Below are 19,189 nucleotides of genomic sequence, written 5' to 3'. Positions count from 1 at the left end.
TCTAGGGCGGGCAAGGTCAAGCGCAGTCAGGTCTGGGTAAAGGCTGGGTAAAGCCGAACCTGCCCAGAAGCCCGCTGCGCGTCGGGCCTGCTGCGTTAAAGCTGTGCTCAGAAGGCCGCTTGCGGCCAACGCACGTCAGTGCGGCCCCATGGGGCGAGCGCAGCGAGTCATGCTCATTTACTCTCGTAAACTGCGCTTCTTCACCCAGCTTTGCCTTGCATACCTCTAGCTCGCGGTCTTCTGAGCAGTTTCTCAGGGCGCGTAGTAATAGCCGCGGCTGCGCAAGGCGACGATGCGCGGGCGGCCGTCCGGGTGCGGGCCGAGCTTCTTGCGCAGGTTGCTGACGTGCATGTCCAGGCTGCGGTCGTAGAGGGTCAGCTTGCGGCCCAGCGCCAGCTGCGCCAGGGCCTGCTTGTCCAGCGGCTCGCCGGGTTGCTGCAGCAGGGCTTCGAGGATGCGGCCCTCGGACAGCGTCAGGGTGATCTCCTGCTCGCCCAGGCTGGCCACGCCGCGCTGCGGGCTGTAGCTGATGTCGCCCAGCTCCAGGCGCGATGGCATGGCCGGCGGTTGGCTGCGGCGCAGTACGGCGCGCAGGCGGGCGGTCAGCTCGCGCGGGTCGCAGGGCTTGGCCAGGTAGTCGTCGGCGCCCAGTTCCAGGCCGAGGATGCGGTCCAGCGGCTCGCCGCGTGCCGAGAGCATCAGCACCGGCAGCTCGGCATGCTCGCTGCGCAGCTGCTTGAGCAGTTCCAGGCCGCTGCCGTCCGGCAGCATCACGTCGAGAATCACCGCCGCCGGGGCCGGTTCGGCCAGGGCGCTGCGGGCGCTGGCGCCGTCATGGCAGGCGCGGACGCTGAAACCTTCCTGCTGCAGCCAGCTGGCCAGCAGCTCGCACAGTTCGCGGTCGTCGTCGATCAGCAGCAGGTCGGTCATGGTGTTGGTGTCTGGTTTCGGCGCGGGTCAGACCCACTCGCTGCGGCGTTTGTTCCGTCCACCGGCACTCAGGCGGCCGATGACGAAGGCGAGCAGCGCGGTGCCGGCGCCGATGGCGTACCACAGCTGCTGCTCGCTGAGCAGGCGCGGCGGCTGCTCGGCCTGGGCCTGCTTGAGTTGCAGCTTGAGGCGCTGGTTGTCCTGGCGCAGGCGGCTGATCTGGGCGGTCTCGCGTTCGCCGGATTGCAACTCGCCGAGCTGGCGCTGGCTCTCGGCCAGTTGCTGTTGCAGGGCGGCGATCTGGCTGGCGCTGTCGGTGGCCGGAGCCGGCGTGGCGGCCTGGGCCGCCGGCACGGGGTTGAGCGCCAGTGGCTGCGACTCTTCGGCATGCACGGCGGAGGTGACGCAGAGCGTGGTGAGCAACAGGTAGAGCGGGCCTTGGCGCATGGGGAACTCCGGTTTCCTAGTTATTGTTATGGGCCTGCGTCGTGGGTCAGATCAGGGCAGCACCTGCTTGAACGGTTTGACCAGCACGCTGGCATAGACGCCGGCTGCACGGTAGGGGTCGGCATCGGCCCAGCTCTGGGCGGCGGCCAGGGACTCGAACTCGGCGACGATCAGGCTGCCGGAAAAGCCGGCCGACCCTGGGTCGTTGCTGTCGATGGCCGGGTGCGGGCCGGCCAGTACCAGGCGGCCCTCGTTCTTCAGCTGTTCCAGACGGGCCAGGTGCGCCGGGCGGGTAGCCAGGCGCTTGTCCAGGGACTCGGGGGCATCGCTGGCGATGATGGCGTAGAGCATGTCAGTCCTTGCTTTGCTGGGGGGCGTCGTCATGGATATGGCGCGCCAGGTAGACGCCCTGGGCGACCAGGAACAGCACGGTCATGCCGAGGCTGCCGAAGACTTTGAAGTCGACCCAGATATCGTGGAAGGTGAAGGCGACGAACAGGTTGGCGCAGCCGCTGAAGACGAAGAAGGCGATCCACGCCAGGTTCAGGCGGGTCCAGATTGCTTGCGGCAACTGGATGGCGTGGCCCATGACGCGCTGGATCAGCACCTTGTCGCCGATGAAGTGGCTGCCGGCGAAGCCCAGGGCGAACAGCCAGTTCACCACCGGGGCCTTCCACTTGAGGAAGGTCTCGCTGTGGAAGGCCAGGGTCATACCGCCGAACACCAGGCAGGCCACCAGAGTCAGCCACTGGCCTTTCTCCAGTTTGCGCTGGACCAGGAACAGGGTGCCGTAGACCAGGATGGAGCTGATGATCAGCACCGCGGTGGCGCTGAAGATGCCACCCAGTTCGAAGGCCTGGCCGGCCAGTTCGACGTTGCGGGGATCGAGCTTGTAGACGATGAAGAACAGGATAAGCGGGATGAAATCGATGAATTGTTTCACGGCGGCAGCCAGAAGCGGGATGTGGCGGCATAATAACAAACAACCTTATTAACGAAAGACGCGCCATGAAGGTCGATCTGCACTGCCACAGCACCGCATCCGACGGCGTTCTCGCGCCCGCCGAGGTGGTCGCGCGCGCCCACGGGCGTGGCGTCGAGCTGCTGGCCCTGACCGATCACGACACCCTGGAGGGCCTGGACGAGGCACGTCAGGCCGCGGACGGGCTGGGGCTGCGCCTGGTCAACGGCGTGGAACTGTCCTGTACCTGGGGCGGGGCGACCATCCATGTGCTCGGCTACGCCTTCGCCGCCGACGCCCCGGCCCTGCGCCAGGCCATCGCCGAACTGCACCAGGGGCGCTGGCTGCGCGCCGAGGAGATAGACCGGCGCCTGGCGGCCAAGGGCATGCCCGGTGCGCTGGAGGGGGCTCGCGAAGTGCAGCAGGGCCTGGGCGACAGCGGCAATGCGCCGGCGCGACCGCACTTCGCCGAGTTCCTGGTGCGGGCCGGGCATGTACGTGACCATGCCGAGGCGTTCCGCAAATGGCTCGGCTCGGGCAAGCTCGGTGACGTCAAACAGCACTGGCCGACCCTGGAGCAGGCCGTCGGCACCCTGAAGTCGGCTGGCGCCTGGATCAGCCTGGCGCACCCCTGGCAGTACGATTTCACCCGCAGCAAGCGGCGGCGCCTGGTGGCCGACTTCATCGCCGCCGGTGGCCACGCATTGGAAGTGGTCAACGGTCTGCAGCCGGCCGAGCAGGTCGGTGGCCTGGCCATCCTGGCCCGCGAGTTCGGCATGCTGGCCAGTGTCGGCAGCGATTTTCACGCCCCGGGAGACTGGTCGGAGCTGGGCATGTACCGTCCGTTGCCGGAAGATCTGTCTCCTCTATGGGAGCGCTTCGACCATGCACGCGCTACTACCGCCTGAGCAGGGAGAGTTCATGAGCCAGTTCTTCCAGGTCCACCCGGAAAACCCCCAGCCGCGCCTGATCAAGCAGGCCGTGGAAATCCTCCGCAGCGGCGGGGTGATCGTTTATCCGACCGATTCCTCCTACGCCATCGGCTGTCTGATCGGCGACAAGGGCGCGGTGGAGCGCATCCGCCGCCTGCGTCAGCTGGACGACAAGCACAACTTCACCCTGGTGTGCAGCGACCTGTCGCAGATCGGCCTGTTCGCCAAGGTCGATACCGGTGCTTTCCGCCTGCTCAAGGCGCATACGCCGGGGCCCTACACCTTCATCCTCAGTGCCACCCGCGAAGTGCCGCGCATGCTGCTGCACCCCAAGCGCCGCACCATCGGCCTGCGCGTGCCGGCGCACCCGATTGCCCTGGCCCTGGCCGAGCAGCTGGGCGAGCCGCTGATGAGCGTGAGCCTGATCCTGCCCGGCGAAGAGCTGCCGATGAGCGATCCCTACGAGATGCGCCAGATCCTCGAGCATCAGGTCGACCTGATCATCGACGGCGGCTACGGCGGCCTGGAGGCCTCCACCGTGATCAACCTGGCCGAGGGTGAGCCGGAAGTGATCCGCGTGGGCTGCGGCGACCCGACGCCCTTCCAGGAGCACGAGGCGTGAGCGAGCAGGTCGACAGCCAGGCTGGTGCGCAACAGGAACTGCCGTTCGCACTCGTCTACGGCCAGGCGGTCACCCAGCTGCCGATCGACCTGTATATCCCGCCGGACGCCCTGGAAGTCTTCCTCGAAGCCTTCGAAGGCCCGCTCGACCTGCTGCTGTACCTGATCCGCAAGCAGAACATCGACATCCTCGACATCCCGGTGGCCGAAATCACCAAGCAGTACATGGGCTATGTCGAGCTGATGAAGTCGGTGCGCCTGGAGCTGGCCGCCGAGTATCTGGTGATGGCCGCCATGCTGGCCGAGATCAAGTCGCGCATGCTGCTGCCGCGCTCGGCCGAGACCGAAGAAGAGGAAGATGACCCGCGCGCCGAGCTGATTCGCCGCCTGCAGGAATACGAACGCTACAAGGCTGCTGCCGAAGGTCTGGACGAGATCCCGCGGCTCGGTCGCGACCTCAGCGTGCCGCGCCTGGATGCGCCGGAGGCGCGGGCGCGCAAGCTGCTGCCGGATGTCAGCCTGGAGGAGGTGCTGCTGTCCATGGCCGAGGTGCTGCGCCGCGCCGACATGTTCGAGAGCCACCAGGTGACGCGCGAGGCACTGTCCACCCGCGAACGCATGAGCGAGGTGCTGGAGCGGCTCAAGGGCAACGGCTTCGTGCCGTTCGTTACGCTGTTCACGGTGGAGGAGGGGCGGCTCGGTGTGGTTGTCACCTTCATGGCAGTGCTCGAACTGATCAAGGGACAACTGGTGGAACTGGTGCAGAATGAGCCCTTCGCGCCTATCCACGTCCGTGCCCGAGCCGAATAGATGAACCTGAACGACCCCAAGGAACTCGCCTCCCTGCTGGAAGCCTGGCTGCTGGCCCTGGGCCGGCCGCTGTCGCTGGAGCGCCTGGGCGAGCTGTTCGAGGAAGGCGAGCGGCCGGAGCCGGCGCAGATTCGCGAGGCTTTGGAGGTGTTGCGCCAATCCTGCGAGGGCCGTGCCTTCGAACTCAAGGAAGTGGCCAGCGGCTACCGCCTGCAGGTGCGCGAGAAGTTCGCCCCCTGGGTTGGTCGCCTCTGGGAGGAGCGCCCGCAGCGCTACTCGCGCGCCATGCTGGAGACCCTGGCGCTGATCGCCTACCGCCAGCCGATCACCCGTGGCGAGATCGAGGATATCCGCGGCGTGGCGGTCAACAGCCAGATCATCAAGACCCTGCAGGAGCGCGACTGGATTCGCGTGGTCGGTTACCGCGACGTTCCTGGTCGGCCAGCCATGCTGGCCACCACCAAGGCCTTCCTCGACTACTTCAACCTCAAGAGCCTGGAAGAGCTGCCGCCGCTGGCCGCCCTGCGCGAACTGGAGCCGGAGCCGATGCTGGCGCTGGACGACGACCTGCCGGTGCCACCTGGCCTGCAGGCGCGGGTGGATGCCGAGCAGGGCGAGGAGTTGCCGGCCGAGCCGCGCGAGGAAACCAGCTTCCGCAGCCTGCTGGTCGAGCTGGACCAGATGGAGCAGGGCCTGAAGACCGATTTCAGCGACCTGCCGTCCTCTGCCGACGACACGGAAGAAGCGCAGGGCGAAACGCTGGATAGCGGCGAATCCCTGCATTGAGGGGATTGAGACTTTCAATCCCGAGCTGAGGCCTTCTCGGCCTAAGCTGGCGGCGCCTTCCCCGAACGGTTGCCGTCATGAGCAAGAACCCCTGCATCAAGATTTGTCAGTTCGACGCCGACATCTGCGTCGGCTGCGGCCGCAGCAAGCGCGAGATCAAGGCCTGGAAGAAGCTCGACAAGGCCGAGCGCCTGAGCCTGCTGGCCGAAGCCGACATGCGCCTGCTGGCGCTACAGGCGACCGGGCGGCGCAAGCACCGCTGAGCGGGCTATAGTCAGTCAGCCGTGCGTGCTGTCGGCGATCCGCGTATGATGCGCGACCTTTTTCATCCTCAGTTACACCGGGAGGTGCCCAGATGAGCGAATCCGAATTCGAACCCCGTCCCAGCGGCGAGAAGCTGCAGAAAGTCCTGGCCCGTGCTGGCCTCGGCTCGCGCCGTGACATCGAGCAGTGGATCACTGACGGCCGCGTCAAGGTCAACGGCGTGGTCGCCAGCCTCGGCGCCCGCGTCGAGCTGCGCGACGCGATCAGCGTCGACGGCCAGCTGCTCAAGCGCGAAGACATGCAGCAGACCGTGCGCCGCGTGCTGATCTACAACAAGCCGGAAGGCGAGATCTGCACCCGCGACGACCCGGAAGGCCGCCCGACCGTGTTCGACCGTCTGCCGCGGCCGAAAGAGGGGCGCTGGATCAACATCGGTCGTCTGGACATCAACACCACCGGCCTGCTGCTGTTCACCACCGATGGCGAGCTGGCCAACCGCCTGATGCACCCCTCCTACGAAATGGACCGCGAGTACGCCGTGCGCGTGCGTGGCGAGGTCACCGAGGAGATGATCGAGCAGCTCAAGGCCGGCGTGATGCTGGAAGACGGCCCGGCCAAGTTCACCGACATCAAGGAAGCGCCGGGTGGTGAAGGCTTCAACCGCTGGTTCCACTGCGTGGTGATGGAAGGCCGCAACCGCGAGGTGCGTCGCCTGTGGGAGTCCCAGGGCGTGGTGGTCAGCCGCCTCAAACGCGTGCGTTTCGGTCCGGTGTTCATGACCTCCGACCTGCCCATGGGCCGCTGGCGCGAGATGGGTCAGCGCGAGCTGGACATCCTCAGCGAGGAAGTCGGCCTCAAGCCCATGGCCCTGCCGGCGATGAACGAGAAGATGCGCGACAAGCTCGACCGCCTGCAGCGCAAGGCGGCCAGGCCGCTGGCGCGTGGCGAGCGGCCCAAGCGCGTATTGCGCCCGGCGAGCGAAGCTGGCGAGGCGCGCGATGCCACGCGTGGCGAACGTGCCCCGCGCGGGCCGCGCAAGGACGGTGAGCAGCGCGCGCCGCGAGCTCCGCGTAAGGAGTCCGGCGGCCGTCGCGAGGGTGACCGTGGTACGCCAGTGGCCGAGCGCCCGGCCGACGTGAACAAGAAGCGCACACCGCGCCCGGCAAGCGAGACGAGCGAACGTCCGGCCCGCAAGCCGCGCCCGGCGGCGCCCGGCAAGCGCCCACCGGCGGGCGATGGCCAGCGTCCAGGCTTCGGTCGCAAGCGCTGATCGCCAGCCAATGAAAAAGGGGCTCCATGGAGCCCCTTTTTGTTGGCGGGTGTTTCTCAGCCCGCCATCGACAGGCGGTTGCGCCCTTCGCGCTTGGACACGTACAGCGCATTGTCGGCACGGCGCAGCAGGCTGTCCGGCGACTCGCCGGCCAGCAGGGTGGCGCAACCCAGGCTGATGGAGAGTTCCAGAGCGCGCCCTTCCTCGACGTGCTGCAGGCCCAGCACGGCCAGGCGCAGGCGCTCGCCGACCATCTGTGCGGCTTCGCGGCTGGTGTTGGACAGCAGCACCAGGAACTCTTCGCCGCCGTAGCGGAACACCATGTCGATGTTGCGCAGGCTGTCCTTGAGGACGGTGGCCACGGCTTTCAGTACTTCGTCGCCGGTGGCATGGCCGAAGCGGTCGTTGATGCTCTTGAAGTGGTCGATGTCGAGCATCAGCACCGACAGCGGCTGCAGGTTGCGGCGGGCCAGATCGACCTCGCGCTGCAGCGACTGGTTCATGGCGATGCGGTTGCCGGTGTCGGTCAGCGGGTCGCGCAGCGCGCTCTGCAGGGCGGCGCGATACAGCAGGGCATTACGCAGCGGGAACAGCAGGCTGGCCAGGAGAGATTCCAGCTGGCCCAGTTCGTCGTCGCTGAAGCGCTGGTTGCGGCGGAAGGTCAGCTCGCCCAGGTATTCGCCTTCGTGGCTCAGGCGGTAGCCGGCCGAATGATTGGCGCGCTCGCCCAGATCCAGGCGCAGGTCGCTTGCGGCCAGCTGGTAGCTCAGAGCGTTCAGCGGCACCAGACGCTGCACTTCCTGGAAGAACAGGCCAAGGATGCGATCGACTTCCAGCGATGTCTGCAGCTGCAGGCTGAGCTGCTGGCGCAGCTGGGCCAGGCTGACCGGCTTGAGCAGGCGCTGGCCGCGGCTGGCATAGCCGAGACGTTGCAGTTTGGCGGCATCGAAATCGATGGTGTTGGAAGGGGTGTGAGGAACCATGTAACTCGACCTCTGGCGCTGGTGCGCCCTGACAGCCGAGATATAGCGAGTTCTGTGCCAGCTTTATAAAAGTCTTTTAAATCAGGGTTTTAGGCTGAAATTCAGACGTCTTCCGGCAAGGGATTGCCGCTTCTTTGGCGCGGGTGCTGGCAATCTGATGCCGGCTGGCGAGGAGGCCGCCGGAAAACCGGCGGCCTGTCGTTCTGGCTTACTGGGCGTCAAAGGCCTGGCCGTTGACGCCGCGGCTGTCCGGCCCCATCAGGTACAGGTAGACCGGCATGATGGCTTCCGGCAGCGGGTTGCTCGCCGGGTTTTCGCCCGGGTAGGCCTGGGCGCGCATGCCGGTGCGGGTGGCGCCGGGGTTGACGCTGTTGGCGCGTACCGGGGCGACGCCCTCCACTTCATCGGCCAGAGTCTGCATCAGGCCCTCGGTGGCGAACTTGGACACGCCGTAAGCGCCCCAGTAGGCGCGGCCCTTGCGGCCGACGCTGCTGGAGGTGAATACCACGGAGGCGTCTTCGGACAGTTTGAGCAGCGGCAGCAGGGTGCTGGTCAGCATGAACATGGCGTTGACGTTGACCTGCATGACGCGCATGAAGTTGTCGCCGGACAGCTGCTCCAGCGGCGTGCGCGGGCCGATGATGGCGGCGTTGTGCAGCAGGCCGTCGAGGCGGCCGAACTCGGCCTCGATGGTGGCGGCCAGCTCGTCGTACTGGTGCGGCAGGGCGGTTTCCAGGTTGAACGGGATGACTACCGGCTGCGGGTGGCCGGCGGATTCGATCTCGTCATACAGCTGGTTGAGATTGCCCTCGGTCTTGCCCAGCAGCAGCACGGTGGCGCCGTGGGCGGCGAAGGTCTTGGCGGCGGCGGCACCGATGCCGCGACCGGCGCCGGTGACCAGAATCACGCGGCCCTTGAGCAGGTCGGGGCGGGCGCTGTAGTCGAACATGGGCAGAATCTCGTTGTTGCGTGAAAAGGGTCAGCAGCTGCACAGGGCGCGGTCGAGCACGGCGCGCAGCTCCAGGGGGTGGTCCACCACCACATCGGCGCCCCAGTGGCGCGGATTATCGTCGGGGTGGATGTAGCCGTAGGTGACGGCGGCGGTCTTGCAACCGGCAGCGCGGCCGGCCTCGATGTCGCGGGCATCGTCGCCGACGAACAGCACATCGCCTGGGGCGATGCCCATCTGCTCGCAGGCCAGCAGGAGCATGTCCGGCGCTGGTTTGCTGCGCGGCACGTGATCCGGGCACACCAGCACGGCCGAGCGCTCAGCGAGATTCAGCTGCTGCATGATGGGTTCGGCGAAGGTTACCGGTTTGTTGGTGGCCACGCCCCATTGCAGGTGCGCGCGCTCGATGTCCTCGAGCAGCTCGGGCATGCCGTCGAACGGCCTGCTGAGTACGGCGCAGTGCTGCTGGTAGCGCTCGAGGAACTCCAGGCGCAAGGCCTCGAAGCCCTCGGCGCCGACCTCCAGGCCGAAGGTGACGGACACCATGGCGCGGGCGCCGCCGGAGACCACGTCGCGGATCAGTTGCTCATCCAGTGGCGGCAGGTCGCACGCGGCGCGCATGGCCTGGCACACGGCGACGAAGTCGGGGGCGGTATCCAGCAGGGTACCGTCCATGTCGAAGAGAACTGCTCGCAGGGCCATGCGCCTCAGTCCTCGCGCAGGGTCTGGATCATGTAGTTGACGTCGACGTCCGCTTCCAGCTTGTAGCGCTTGGTCAGCGGGTTGTAGGTCAGGCCGATGATGTCCTGCACGTTCAGGCCGGCAGCACGGCTCCAGGCACCCAGCTCGGACGGGCGGATGAACTTCTTGAAGTCGTGGGTACCGCGCGGCAGCAGGCGCATCACGTACTCGGCGCCGATGATGGCGAACAGGTAGGCCTTGGGATTGCGGTTGATGGTGGAGAAGAACACCTGGCCGCCGGGCTTGACCAGCTTGTGGCAGGCGCGGATGACCGAGGACGGGTCCGGCACGTGTTCGAGCATTTCCAGGCAGGTGACCACGTCGAACTGGCCAGGCATCTCCTCGGCCAGGGCCTCGGCGGTGATCTGCCGGTACTCCACGGCCACGCCGGACTCCAGCTGGTGCAGCTGGGCCACGGCCAGCGGCGCCTCGCCCATGTCGATGCCGGTTACCTTTGCGCCGCGCTGGGCCATCGACTCGCTGAGGATGCCGCCGCCGCAGCCGACGTCCAGTACTTTCTTGCCGGCCAGGCCAACACGCTCGTCGATCCAGTTGACGCGCAGCGGGTTGATGTCGTGCAGCGGCTTGAACTCGCTCTCGCGGTCCCACCAGCGGTGGGCGAGGGCTTCGAATTTGGCGATTTCGGCGTGGTCGACGTTGCTCATGGTGTGCTCTTGAAAATAAAGGGTGTCGAAAACGAACTCAGCATTTGCCGGCGATGCGCTCGCCCCAGGCGCGGGCATTGGCGACGATGCGCTGCTCGTCCAGGCGCGTCAGGCGCCCGTCATCGAGCAGCTGCTTGCCGCCGACCCAGAGATGTTTCACGCAGCTGCGGCTGCCGGCGTAGACCAGTTGCGAAACCGGATCGTAGACCGGTTGCTGGGCCAGGCCGGACAGGTCGAAGGCGACCAGGTCGGCCAGTTTGCCCAGCTCCAGGGAGCCGGTGCAGTAGTCCAGGCCCAGGGCGCGGGCGCCGTTCAGGGTGGCCATGCGCAGGGCGCTGTGGGCGCCGAGCGCGGTGGCGCTGCCGGCCACGGCCTTGGCCAGCAGCGCCGCGGTGCGGGTTTCGCCGAGCAGGTCCAGGTCATTGTTGCTGGCCGCGCCGTCGGTGCCGATAGCGACGTTGACCCCGGCCTGCCAGAGCTTCTCCACCGGGCAGAAGCCGCTGGCCAGCTTGAGGTTGGATTCCGGGCAATGGATCACGCTGCTGTTGCTTTCTACCAGCAGGGCGATGTCTTCGTCGCTGATCTGGGTCATGTGCACGGCCTGGAAGCGCGGGCCGAGCAGGCCCAGGCTGGCCAGGCGCTGTAGCGGGCGCACGCCGTGCAGCTCCAGGCTCTGCTGCACCTCGAAGGCGGTCTCGTGGACATGCATGTGGATGCCGGAGTCCAGCTCCTCAGCCAGCATCAGCACGTTCTTCAGTTTGTCGTCGCTGACCGAGTAGGGCGCGTGGGGACCGAAGGCTACCTTGATCCGTGGGTGCTGCTTGAGGTCGTCGAACAGGCGCAGGCCCTTGCGCAGGGCTTCTTCGGCGTCGCGCGCGCCAGGGGTGGGGAAGTCCAGCACCGGGATGGTCAGCTGGGCACGGATGCCGCTCTTGTGCACCTGCTCGCTGGCCACTTCCGGGAAGAAGTACATGTCGGAGAAGCAGCTGACGCCGCCCTTGAGCTGCTCGGCGATGGCCAGCTCGGTGCCGTCGCGCACGAACGCTTCGTCGACCCACTTGGCCTCGGCGGGCCAGATGTGGTCCTGCAGCCAGTTCATCAGCGGCAGATCGTCGGCCAGGCCACGGAACAGGGTCATGGCGGCATGGCCGTGGGCGTTGACCAGACCGGGGGTGAGCACGCAGTTCGGCAGCTCGCGCACTTGCGTGGCGGGATGGCGCAGCGCCTCGGTGCGCGGAGCGATCAGGGCGATGCGGCCGTCGCGAATACCCAGGCCGTGCTCGCGCAACACCACGCCGGCGGGCTCGATGGGCACCAGCCAGGAGGGCAGGAGCAACAGATCGAGCTGCTGGCGCGGTTCGGGCATGGCATTTGTCCGGGCAAATGAAAAGTCGCGGCAGTATAACTGAGCCTTGGAGAGGGCGGCTCGCTATAATCCGCGGCTTTTCGTTTCGGCGTTGGGGATGTCATGCGCGACAAACTGTTGGCGGCAGAGAAGGTAAAGGCCATCGAATGGCGCGACGTCAAGTTGGGCCTGCTGGACCAGCGCGTACTGCCGCGCGAGGAAACCTGGTTGACCTACGATTCGGCGGCCGGCGTGGCCGAGGCCATTCGCAGCATGGTGGTGCGCGGGGCGCCGGCCATCGGCATTGCCGCCGCTTTCGGCCTGGTGCTAGGCGCGCGGGCACGCCTGGCCGCCGGTGGCGACTGGCAGGCGGCGCTGGAGGAGGATTTCAAGGTGCTGGCCGAGTCGCGGCCGACCGCCGTCAACCTGTTCTGGGCCCTGGATCGCATGCGTGAGCGCCTGCAGCGCTTGAAAGAGGGCGAAAATGCCCTTGCAGCGCTAGAGGCGGAGGCTGTCGGCATCTTCGACAGCGACCGCGAGGCCAATCTGACCATGGCGCAGCTGGGCCTGGAGCTGATCCGCAAGCATCAGGACAGCCCGCAGAAACTGCTGACCCACTGCAACACCGGTGCTCTGGCCACCGGCGGCTTCGGCACCGCGCTCGGCGTGATCCGAGCCGCCCACCTGGCAGGGCTGGTCGAGCGGGTATTCGCCGACGAGACCCGGCCCTGGTTGCAGGGCTCGCGCCTGACGGCCTGGGAGCTGGCCGGCGAGGGCGTGCCGGTCAGCCTCAATGCCGACTCCGCCGCCGCGCACCTGATGAAGACCGAGGGCATCACCTGGGTCATAGTCGGCGCTGACCGCATCACCGCCAATGGCGATGTGGCCAACAAGATCGGTACCTACCAGCTGGCGGTCAACGCCATGCACCACGGCGTGCGTTTCATGGTGGTGGCGCCCAGTTCGACCATCGACATGAGTCTGGAAGAGGGTGAAGACATCCCGATCGAGGAGCGCGACGGTCGCGAGCTGCTGGATGTCGGCGGCCAGCGCATCGCCGCCGAGGTGCATGCGGTCAATCCGGTGTTCGACGTGACGCCGGCCGACCTGATCGACGCGATCGTCACCGAAAAGGGCGTGGTCGAGCGGCCGGATGCGGCGAAAATGGCGCAACTCATGTGTCGCAAGCGCCTGCACTGAGCCCGCCCGGCGGGGTAGGTCTGGGCGGGTGACTGTGGTAAGCTCCGGCAGTTCTCGGGTGGCCCCGTGCGGGCCACTCCAATAGCGCCAATAACCGACTTAACTCGTTGATTTGTCGTGAGTCGCCGCCAAGCAGGGGCGACTACGGCGGACTCCGGTCTGACCCAGGAAGGGTACGACGGGGTTTCACCAGAATAAGGAACCAGGCTTCTCATGGGCGAACTGGCCAAAGAAATCCTCCCGGTCAATATCGAAGACGAGCTGAAACAGTCCTACCTCGACTACGCCATGAGCGTGATCGTCGGGCGTGCGCTGCCGGATGCGCGCGACGGCCTGAAGCCGGTGCACCGTCGCGTGCTCTACGCCATGAGCGAGCTGGGCAACGACTGGAACAAGGCCTACAAGAAGTCCGCCCGTGTGGTCGGTGACGTGATCGGTAAGTACCACCCGCACGGCGACACGGCTGTCTACGACACCATCGTGCGCATGGCCCAGCCCTTCTCCCTGCGCTACATGCTGGTCGACGGCCAGGGCAACTTCGGTTCGGTGGACGGCGACAACGCCGCGGCCATGCGATACACCGAAGTGCGCATGGCCAAGCTGGCCCACGAGCTGCTGGCCGACCTGGACAAGGAAACCGTTGACTGGGTGCCCAACTACGACGGCACCGAGCAGATTCCGGCGGTCATGCCGACCAAGATCCCCAACCTGCTGGTCAATGGCTCGTCGGGTATCGCCGTGGGCATGGCGACCAACATCCCGCCGCACAACCTGACCGAGGTGATCGACGGCTGCCTGGCGCTGATCGACAACCCCGAGCTGACCGTCGATGAGCTGATGCAGTACATCCCCGGTCCGGACTTCCCCACCGCAGGCATCATCAACGGTCGCGCCGGCATCATCGAGGCCTACCGTACCGGCCGTGGGCGCATCTATATGCGCGCCCGCGCCACCGTCGAGGATATGGAGAAGGGCGGAAGCCGCCAGCAGATCATCGTCACCGAGCTGCCCTACCAGCTGAACAAGGCGCGTCTGATCGAGAAGATCGCCGAGCTGGTCAAAGAGAAGAAGATCGAAGGCATCACCGAGCTGCGCGACGAGTCCGACAAGGACGGCATGCGCGTGGTCATCGAGCTGCGTCGTGGCGAAGTCGGCGAGGTTGTGCTGAACAACCTCTACGCCCAGACCCAGATGCAGAGCGTGTTTGGTATCAACGTGGTGGCTCTGGTCGACGGCCAGCCGCGCACGCTGAACCTGAAAGACATGCTCGAGGTCTTCGTCCGTCACCGCCGTGAAGTGGTGACCCGCCGCACCGTCTACGAGCTGCGCAAGGCCCGCGAGCGCGGCCACATCCTCGAAGGCCAGGCGGTTGCCCTGTCCAACATCGATCCGGTCATCGAGCTGATCAAGACCTCGCCGACACCGGCCGAAGCCAAGGAGCGCCTGATCGCCACTGCCTGGGCCTCCAGCGCCGTGGAGGCCATGGTCGAGCGCGCCGGCGCCGATTCCTGCCGTCCGGAAGACTTGGACCCGCAATACGGCCTGCGCGATGGCAAGTACTACCTGTCGCCCGAGCAGGCTCAGGCCATCCTCGAGCTGCGCCTGCACCGCCTGACCGGTCTGGAGCACGAGAAGCTGCTGGCCGAGTACCAGGAGATCCTCACCCAGATCGGCGAGCTGATCCGCATCCTGACCAGCGCCGAGCGCCTGATGGAAGTCATCCGCGAGGAGCTGGAGAAGGTCAAGGCCGAGTTCGGCGATGCCCGTCGCACCGAGATCATGGCCTCGCAGATGGACCTGACCATCGCCGACCTGATCACCGAGGAAGAGCGTGTCGTCACCATCTCCCACGGCGGCTACGCCAAGTCCCAGCCGCTGGCCGCCTACCAGGCGCAGCGTCGTGGCGGCAAGGGCAAGTCGGCTACCGGGGTGAAGGACGAGGACTACATCGAACACCTGCTGGTCGCCAACAGTCACGCCACCCTGCTGCTGTTCTCCAGCAAGGGCAAGGTCTACTGGCTGCGTACCTTCGAGATTCCCGAGGCCTCGCGCGCCGCGCGTGGCCGTCCGCTGGTCAACCTGCTGCCGCTGGACGAGGGTGAGCGCATCACCGCCATGCTACAGATCGACCTGGAGGCCGTGCGTGCCCGCTTTGCCGACGAGGAGAGCGAGGACGACGACGTGGTTTCCGAGGTGGTCGAGGTGGAGGAAGCCGAGGAAGGCGATGAATCCGACTTCAGTCAGGACGAGCCGACCGGCGCCTACATCTTCATGGCCACCGCCTACGGCACCGTGAAGAAGACCCCGCTGATCCAGTTCACCAAGCCGCGCTCCAACGGCCTGATCGCCCTGAAGCTGGAAGAGGGCGACTCGCTGATCGCCGCCGCCATCACCGATGGCTCGAAGGACGTGATGATGTTCTCCGACGCCGGAAAGGTGATCCGCTTCAAGGAGAGCAAGGTGCGCATCATGGGCCGTCTGGCCCGCGGCGTGCGCGGCATGCGTCTGGCCGAAGACCAGCGCATCATCTCCATGCTGATTCCGGAAGCCGGCGCGCAGATCCTCTCTGCCTCCGCGCGTGGCTATGGCAAGCGCACCCCGCTGGCCGACTACCCGCGCCGCGGTCGTGGCGGCCAGGGCGTGATCGCCATGGTGATCAACGAGCGTAACGGCAAGCTGGTCGGTGCCGTGCAGGTGCTGGATGGCGAGGAGATCATGCTGATCTCCGATCAGGGCACCCTGGTGCGTACCCGTGTCGATGAAGTTCGTGGTGCCGGCCGTAACACCCAGGGTGTGATCCTGATCAAGCTGGCCGAGGACGAGACCCTGGTCGGCCTGGAGCGCGTACAGGAGCCGTCCGGCGGTGACGAGGATGAGCTGGAAGTGCTGGAAGGCGAAGTCGTCGAGCAGAACGAAGAAGCGGTGACCGAGGCCGAAGACGGCGCGGAGACCGGTAACAGCGAAGAGTGAGAGAGTCGAAGTGAGCAAACGCGCCCATAACTTCTGCGCCGGCCCGGCCGCGCTTCCCACCGCCGTTCTGGAGCGTGCCCAGGCGGAGATGCTCGACTGGCAGGGCAAGGGCCTGTCCGTGATGGAAATGAGCCATCGCAGCGACGAGTACGTGGCCATCGCCGAGAAGGCCGAACAGGATCTGCGCGACCTGCTGAGCATCCCCAGCGACTACAAGGTGCTGTTCCTGCAGGGTGGCGCCAGCCAGCAGTTCGCCGAGATCCCGCTCAACCTGCTGCCGGAAGACGGCGTGGCCGACTACATCGAGACCGGCATCTGGTCGAAGAAGGCCATCGAGGAGGCGCAGCGCTACGGCAACATCAATGTCGCCGCCAGCGCCAAGGGCTACGACTACTTCGCCATTCCCGGGCAGAACGAGTGGCAGCTGTCGAAAGACGCCGCCTACGTGCACTACGCCAGCAACGAGACAATCGGCGGCCTGCAGTTCGACTGGATCCCCGAGGTGGGCGACACCCCGCTGGTGGTGGACATGTCCTCGGACATCCTCTCCCGCGAGATCGACGTTTCCAAGTTCGGCCTGATCTACGCCGGCGCGCAGAAGAACATCGGCCCCAGCGGGCTGGTCGTCGCGATCATCCGCGAAGACCTGCTGGGTCGCGCCCGCAGCGTCTGCCCGACCATGCTCAACTACAAGGTCGCCGCCGATAACGGCTCCATGTACAACACTCCGGCGACCTATTCCTGGTACCTCTCCGGCCTGGTCTTCGAGTGGCTGAAGGAGCAGGGCGGCGTCGCCGCGATGGAGAAGCGCAACAAGGCCAAGAAGGACCTGCTGTACAAGGCCATCGACGCCAGCGACTTCTACACCAACCCGATCCAGCCGAGCGCGCGCTCGTGGATGAACGTGCCGTTCCGCCTGGCCGACGAGAAGCTGGACAAGGCCTTCCTGGTCGGCGCCGAAGCGCGCGGCCTGCTCAACCTCAAGGGCCATCGCTCGGTGGGTGGCATGCGTGCCTCCATCTATAACGCCACCGGCCTGGATGCCGTGGAGGCCCTGGTGGCCTACATGGCGGAGTTCGAGAAGGAGCACGGCTGATGAGTGACGCCGATCAGCTCAAGGCGCTGCGGGTTCGCATCGACAGCCTCGACGAGAAGATCCTCGAGCTGATCAGCGAGCGCGCACGCTGCGCCCAGGACGTGGCGCGGGTGAAGATGGCTTCTCTGCCGGAGGGCGAGAAGCCGGTGTTCTACCGCCCCGAGCGCGAAGCCTGGGTGCTCAAGCACATCATGGAGCTGAACAAGGGTCCGCTGGACAACGAGGAGATGGCGCGGCTGTTCCGCGAGATCATGTCCTCCTGCCTGGCGCTGGAGCAGCCGCTCAAGGTCGCCTACCTCGGCCCGGAAGGCACCTTCAGCCAGGCCGCGGCGATGAAGCACTTCGGTCATTCGGTGATCAGCGTGCCGATGGCCGCCATCGACGAGGTGTTCCGCGAAGTGGCCGCCGGCGCGGTCAACTTTGGCGTGGTGCCGGTGGAGAACTCCACCGAGGGTGCGATCAACCACACCCTGGACAGCTTCCTCGAGCACGACATGGTGATCTGTGGCGAGGTGGAGCTGCGCATCCACCATCACCTGCTGGTCGGTGATACGACCAAGACCGACAAGATCACCCGCATCTACTCCCACGCCCAGTCCCTGGCGCAATGCCGCAAGTGGCTGGACGCGCACTACCCGAACGTCGAGCGCGTAGCCGTTTCCAGCAACGCCGAAGCGGCCAAGCGGGTGAAGAGCGAGTGGAACTCGGCGGCGATAGCCGGCGACATGGCGGCGAGTCTCTACGGCCTGACCAAGCTGCAGGAAAAGATCGAGGATCGCCCGGACAACTCCACGCGCTTCCTCATCATCGGCAGCCAGGAAGTGCCGCCGACCGGCGACGACAAGACCTCGGTCATCGTCTCCATGCGCAACAAGCCGGGTGCCCTGCACGAGCTGCTGGTGCCGTTCCACACCAACGGCATCGACCTGACCCGCATCGAGACCCGCCCGTCGCGCAGCGGCAAGTGGACCTACGTGTTCTTCATCGACTTCGTCGGCCACCACCAGGACCCGCTGATCAAGGACGTGCTGGAAAAGATCAACAGCGAAGCCGTCGCCCTGAAGGTGCTGGGTTCCTACCCGAAAGCGGTTCTCTGAGGAGCCATCATGAGTTGCGATTTCCTCGCCCTGGCCGTGCCGGGCGTGCAGAAACTCTCGCCCTATGTGCCGGGCAAGCCGGTCGACGAGCTGGCCCGTGAGCTGAATCTCGACCCGGCCGGCATCGTCAAGCTGGCCAGCAACGAGAACCCGCTGGGCCCGTCGCCCAAGGCGCTGGAGGCGATCCGTGCCGAGCTGGCCGAGCTGACCCGCTACCCGGACGGCAACGGCTTCGAGCTGAAGACCAAACTGGCTGCCCGCTGCGGCGTGACTCCGGCCCAGGTGACCCTGGGCAACGGCTCCAACGACATTCTCGACCTGGTCGCCCGCGCCTGGCTGGCGCCAGGCCTCAACGCCGTGTTCAGCCAGTACGCCTTCGCCGTGTACCCGATCGCCACCCAGGCTGTCGGCGCCCAGGGCAAGGTGGTGCCGGCCAAGGCGCATGGCCACGACCTGGAGGCCATGCTGGCCGCCATCGACGCCAATACCCGCGTGGTGTTCGTCGCCAACCCGAACAACCCGACCGGTACCTGGTTCGGCCCGGACGCGCTGGAGTCCTTCCTCGCCCGCGTGCCGCAGAGCGTGCTGGTGGTGCTGGACGAGGCCTATATCGAGTACGCCGAGGGTGACGAACTGCCGGACGGCCTCGACTACCTGGCGCGCTACCCGAACCTGCTGGTCTCGCGCACCTTCTCCAAGGCCTATGGCCTGGCCTCGCTGCGCGTCGGCTATGCACTGAGCTCTCCGCAGGTGGCCGATGTGCTCAATCGCGTGCGTGCGCCGTTCAACGTCAACAGCCTGGCCCTCGCCGCCGCCTGCGCGGCGCTGGACGATGCCGACTACCTGGCGGCCAGCCGCCGCACCAATGATGCCGGCATGGCGCAGCTGGAGGCGGGCTTCCGTCGCCTGGGGCTGAGCTGGATTCCGTCCAAAGGCAACTTCATCGCCGTCGACTTCGGCTGCGACGCCGCACCGATCAACCAGGCGCTGCTGCAAGCTGGGGTCATCGTGCGCCCGGTGGCCGGCTACGGTATGCCGACCTTCCTGCGCGTCTCCATCGGTACCGAGGGCGAGAACGCCCGCTTCCTCGAGGCGCTGGAGCAGATTCTCCGTGGCTGATGC

The 19,189-nt window shown here is 66.4% G+C and carries 20 protein-coding genes; 11 read left to right on the top strand and 9 right to left on the bottom strand.

Annotated features, from left to right (window positions below):
* Positions 1-252: 252 nt before the first annotated feature.
* Genes PA6_RS17900 through PA6_RS17885 form a run of 4 tightly spaced genes read right to left on the bottom strand, consistent with a single transcriptional unit; the run spans position 253 to position 2,320 of the window.
* Positions 253-930, bottom strand: coding sequence for a response regulator transcription factor (locus tag PA6_RS17900; RefSeq protein WP_021702369.1), 678 nt, complete (start codon positions 928-930; stop codon positions 253-255).
* Positions 931-957: 27 nt separating this feature from the next.
* Complete coding sequence (locus tag PA6_RS17895) at positions 958-1,377, bottom strand: hypothetical protein (RefSeq protein ID WP_021702368.1); 420 nt, start codon at positions 1,375-1,377, stop codon at positions 958-960.
* 51 nt (positions 1,378-1,428) lie between these two features.
* Complete coding sequence (locus PA6_RS17890) at positions 1,429-1,728, bottom strand: YciI family protein (protein WP_021702367.1); 300 nt, start codon at positions 1,726-1,728, stop codon at positions 1,429-1,431.
* 1 nt (position 1,729) lies between these two features.
* Positions 1,730-2,320, bottom strand: a complete 591-nt coding sequence (locus PA6_RS17885) for a septation protein A (RefSeq protein WP_043216951.1) — start codon at positions 2,318-2,320, stop codon at positions 1,730-1,732.
* A 65-nt stretch (positions 2,321-2,385) separates the two neighbouring features.
* On the opposite strand from PA6_RS17885, the gene PA6_RS17880 reads away from it, so the two are divergent.
* The 6 genes from PA6_RS17880 (at position 2,386) to rluB (ending at position 7,021) form a co-directional block, all read left to right on the top strand.
* Entirely contained in the window at positions 2,386-3,246 is an 861-nt protein-coding gene (locus tag PA6_RS17880; protein WP_021702365.1) for a PHP domain-containing protein, read from the top strand.
* 13 nt (positions 3,247-3,259) lie between these two features.
* Positions 3,260-3,892 carry an L-threonylcarbamoyladenylate synthase gene (locus PA6_RS17875; RefSeq protein WP_021702364.1) on the top strand — a complete coding sequence of 211 codons (633 nt, stop codon included), beginning with the start codon at positions 3,260-3,262 and terminating at the stop codon, positions 3,890-3,892.
* Positions 3,889-4,701 carry a segregation and condensation protein A gene (locus PA6_RS17870; RefSeq protein ID WP_021702363.1) on the top strand — a complete coding sequence of 271 codons (813 nt, stop codon included), beginning with the start codon at positions 3,889-3,891 and terminating at the stop codon, positions 4,699-4,701. Before PA6_RS17875 ends, PA6_RS17870 begins: the two co-directional genes overlap by 4 nt.
* Positions 4,702-5,487, top strand: a complete 786-nt coding sequence (gene scpB, locus PA6_RS17865) for an SMC-Scp complex subunit ScpB (protein ID WP_021702362.1) — start codon at positions 4,702-4,704, stop codon at positions 5,485-5,487.
* Between the two features lie 77 nt (positions 5,488-5,564).
* Positions 5,565-5,750: a DUF1289 domain-containing protein gene (locus PA6_RS17860; RefSeq protein WP_021702361.1), complete on the top strand. Its 186-nt coding sequence runs from the start codon at positions 5,565-5,567 to the stop codon at positions 5,748-5,750.
* A gap of 92 nt (positions 5,751-5,842) precedes the next feature.
* A complete protein-coding gene (gene rluB, locus PA6_RS17855; protein ID WP_021702360.1) occupies positions 5,843-7,021 on the top strand; it encodes a 23S rRNA pseudouridine(2605) synthase RluB in 1,179 nt (392 codons plus the stop codon).
* Positions 7,022-7,077: 56 nt separating this feature from the next.
* Here the strand turns inward: rluB and PA6_RS17850 are convergent, their stop codons facing one another.
* The 5 genes from PA6_RS17850 to PA6_RS17830 all read right to left on the bottom strand — a co-directional run bounded on the left by PA6_RS17850 (position 7,078) and on the right by PA6_RS17830 (position 11,725).
* A complete protein-coding gene (locus PA6_RS17850; protein ID WP_021702359.1) occupies positions 7,078-8,004 on the bottom strand; it encodes a GGDEF domain-containing protein in 927 nt (308 codons plus the stop codon).
* Positions 8,005-8,212: 208 nt separating this feature from the next.
* Complete coding sequence (locus PA6_RS17845) at positions 8,213-8,953, bottom strand: YciK family oxidoreductase (RefSeq protein ID WP_021702358.1); 741 nt, start codon at positions 8,951-8,953, stop codon at positions 8,213-8,215.
* 30 nt (positions 8,954-8,983) lie between these two features.
* Entirely contained in the window at positions 8,984-9,655 is a 672-nt protein-coding gene (gene mupP, locus PA6_RS17840) for an N-acetylmuramic acid 6-phosphate phosphatase MupP (RefSeq protein WP_021702357.1), read from the bottom strand.
* 5 nt (positions 9,656-9,660) lie between these two features.
* On the bottom strand, positions 9,661-10,359 hold the full coding sequence (gene ubiG, locus PA6_RS17835; protein WP_021702356.1) for a bifunctional 2-polyprenyl-6-hydroxyphenol methylase/3-demethylubiquinol 3-O-methyltransferase UbiG: 699 nt from the start codon (positions 10,357-10,359) through the stop codon (positions 9,661-9,663).
* Between the two features lie 37 nt (positions 10,360-10,396).
* Complete coding sequence (locus PA6_RS17830; protein ID WP_021702355.1) at positions 10,397-11,725, bottom strand: TRZ/ATZ family hydrolase; 1,329 nt, start codon at positions 11,723-11,725, stop codon at positions 10,397-10,399.
* A gap of 102 nt (positions 11,726-11,827) precedes the next feature.
* On the opposite strand from PA6_RS17830, the gene mtnA reads away from it, so the two are divergent.
* From mtnA to hisC, 5 genes are all read left to right on the top strand, one after another.
* Positions 11,828-12,904, top strand: a complete 1,077-nt coding sequence (gene mtnA, locus PA6_RS17825) for an S-methyl-5-thioribose-1-phosphate isomerase (protein WP_021702354.1) — start codon at positions 11,828-11,830, stop codon at positions 12,902-12,904.
* Between the two features lie 213 nt (positions 12,905-13,117).
* Positions 13,118-15,874 (top strand): DNA gyrase subunit A, encoded by a 2,757-nt coding sequence (gene gyrA / locus PA6_RS17820; RefSeq protein WP_021702353.1) that lies wholly within the window; start codon positions 13,118-13,120, stop codon positions 15,872-15,874.
* A gap of 10 nt (positions 15,875-15,884) precedes the next feature.
* Positions 15,885-16,970 (top strand): 3-phosphoserine/phosphohydroxythreonine transaminase, encoded by a 1,086-nt coding sequence (gene serC / locus PA6_RS17815; RefSeq protein WP_021702352.1) that lies wholly within the window; start codon positions 15,885-15,887, stop codon positions 16,968-16,970.
* Positions 16,970-18,067: a prephenate dehydratase gene (pheA, locus tag PA6_RS17810; RefSeq protein WP_021702351.1), complete on the top strand. Its 1,098-nt coding sequence runs from the start codon at positions 16,970-16,972 to the stop codon at positions 18,065-18,067. The genes serC and pheA overlap by 1 nt, the downstream gene beginning before the upstream one ends.
* A 9-nt stretch (positions 18,068-18,076) precedes the next feature.
* A complete protein-coding gene (gene hisC / locus PA6_RS17805) occupies positions 18,077-19,186 on the top strand; it encodes a histidinol-phosphate transaminase (protein WP_021702350.1) in 1,110 nt (369 codons plus the stop codon).
* Positions 19,187-19,189: the final 3 nt, after the last annotated feature.

The organism is Aquipseudomonas alcaligenes NBRC 14159 (assembly GCF_000467105.1).
Taxonomy (GTDB): domain Bacteria; phylum Pseudomonadota; class Gammaproteobacteria; order Pseudomonadales; family Pseudomonadaceae; genus Aquipseudomonas; species Aquipseudomonas alcaligenes.
The sequence above is the reverse complement of the archived record's forward strand: the minus strand, read 5'-3'. Positions and strand labels throughout refer to the sequence as shown.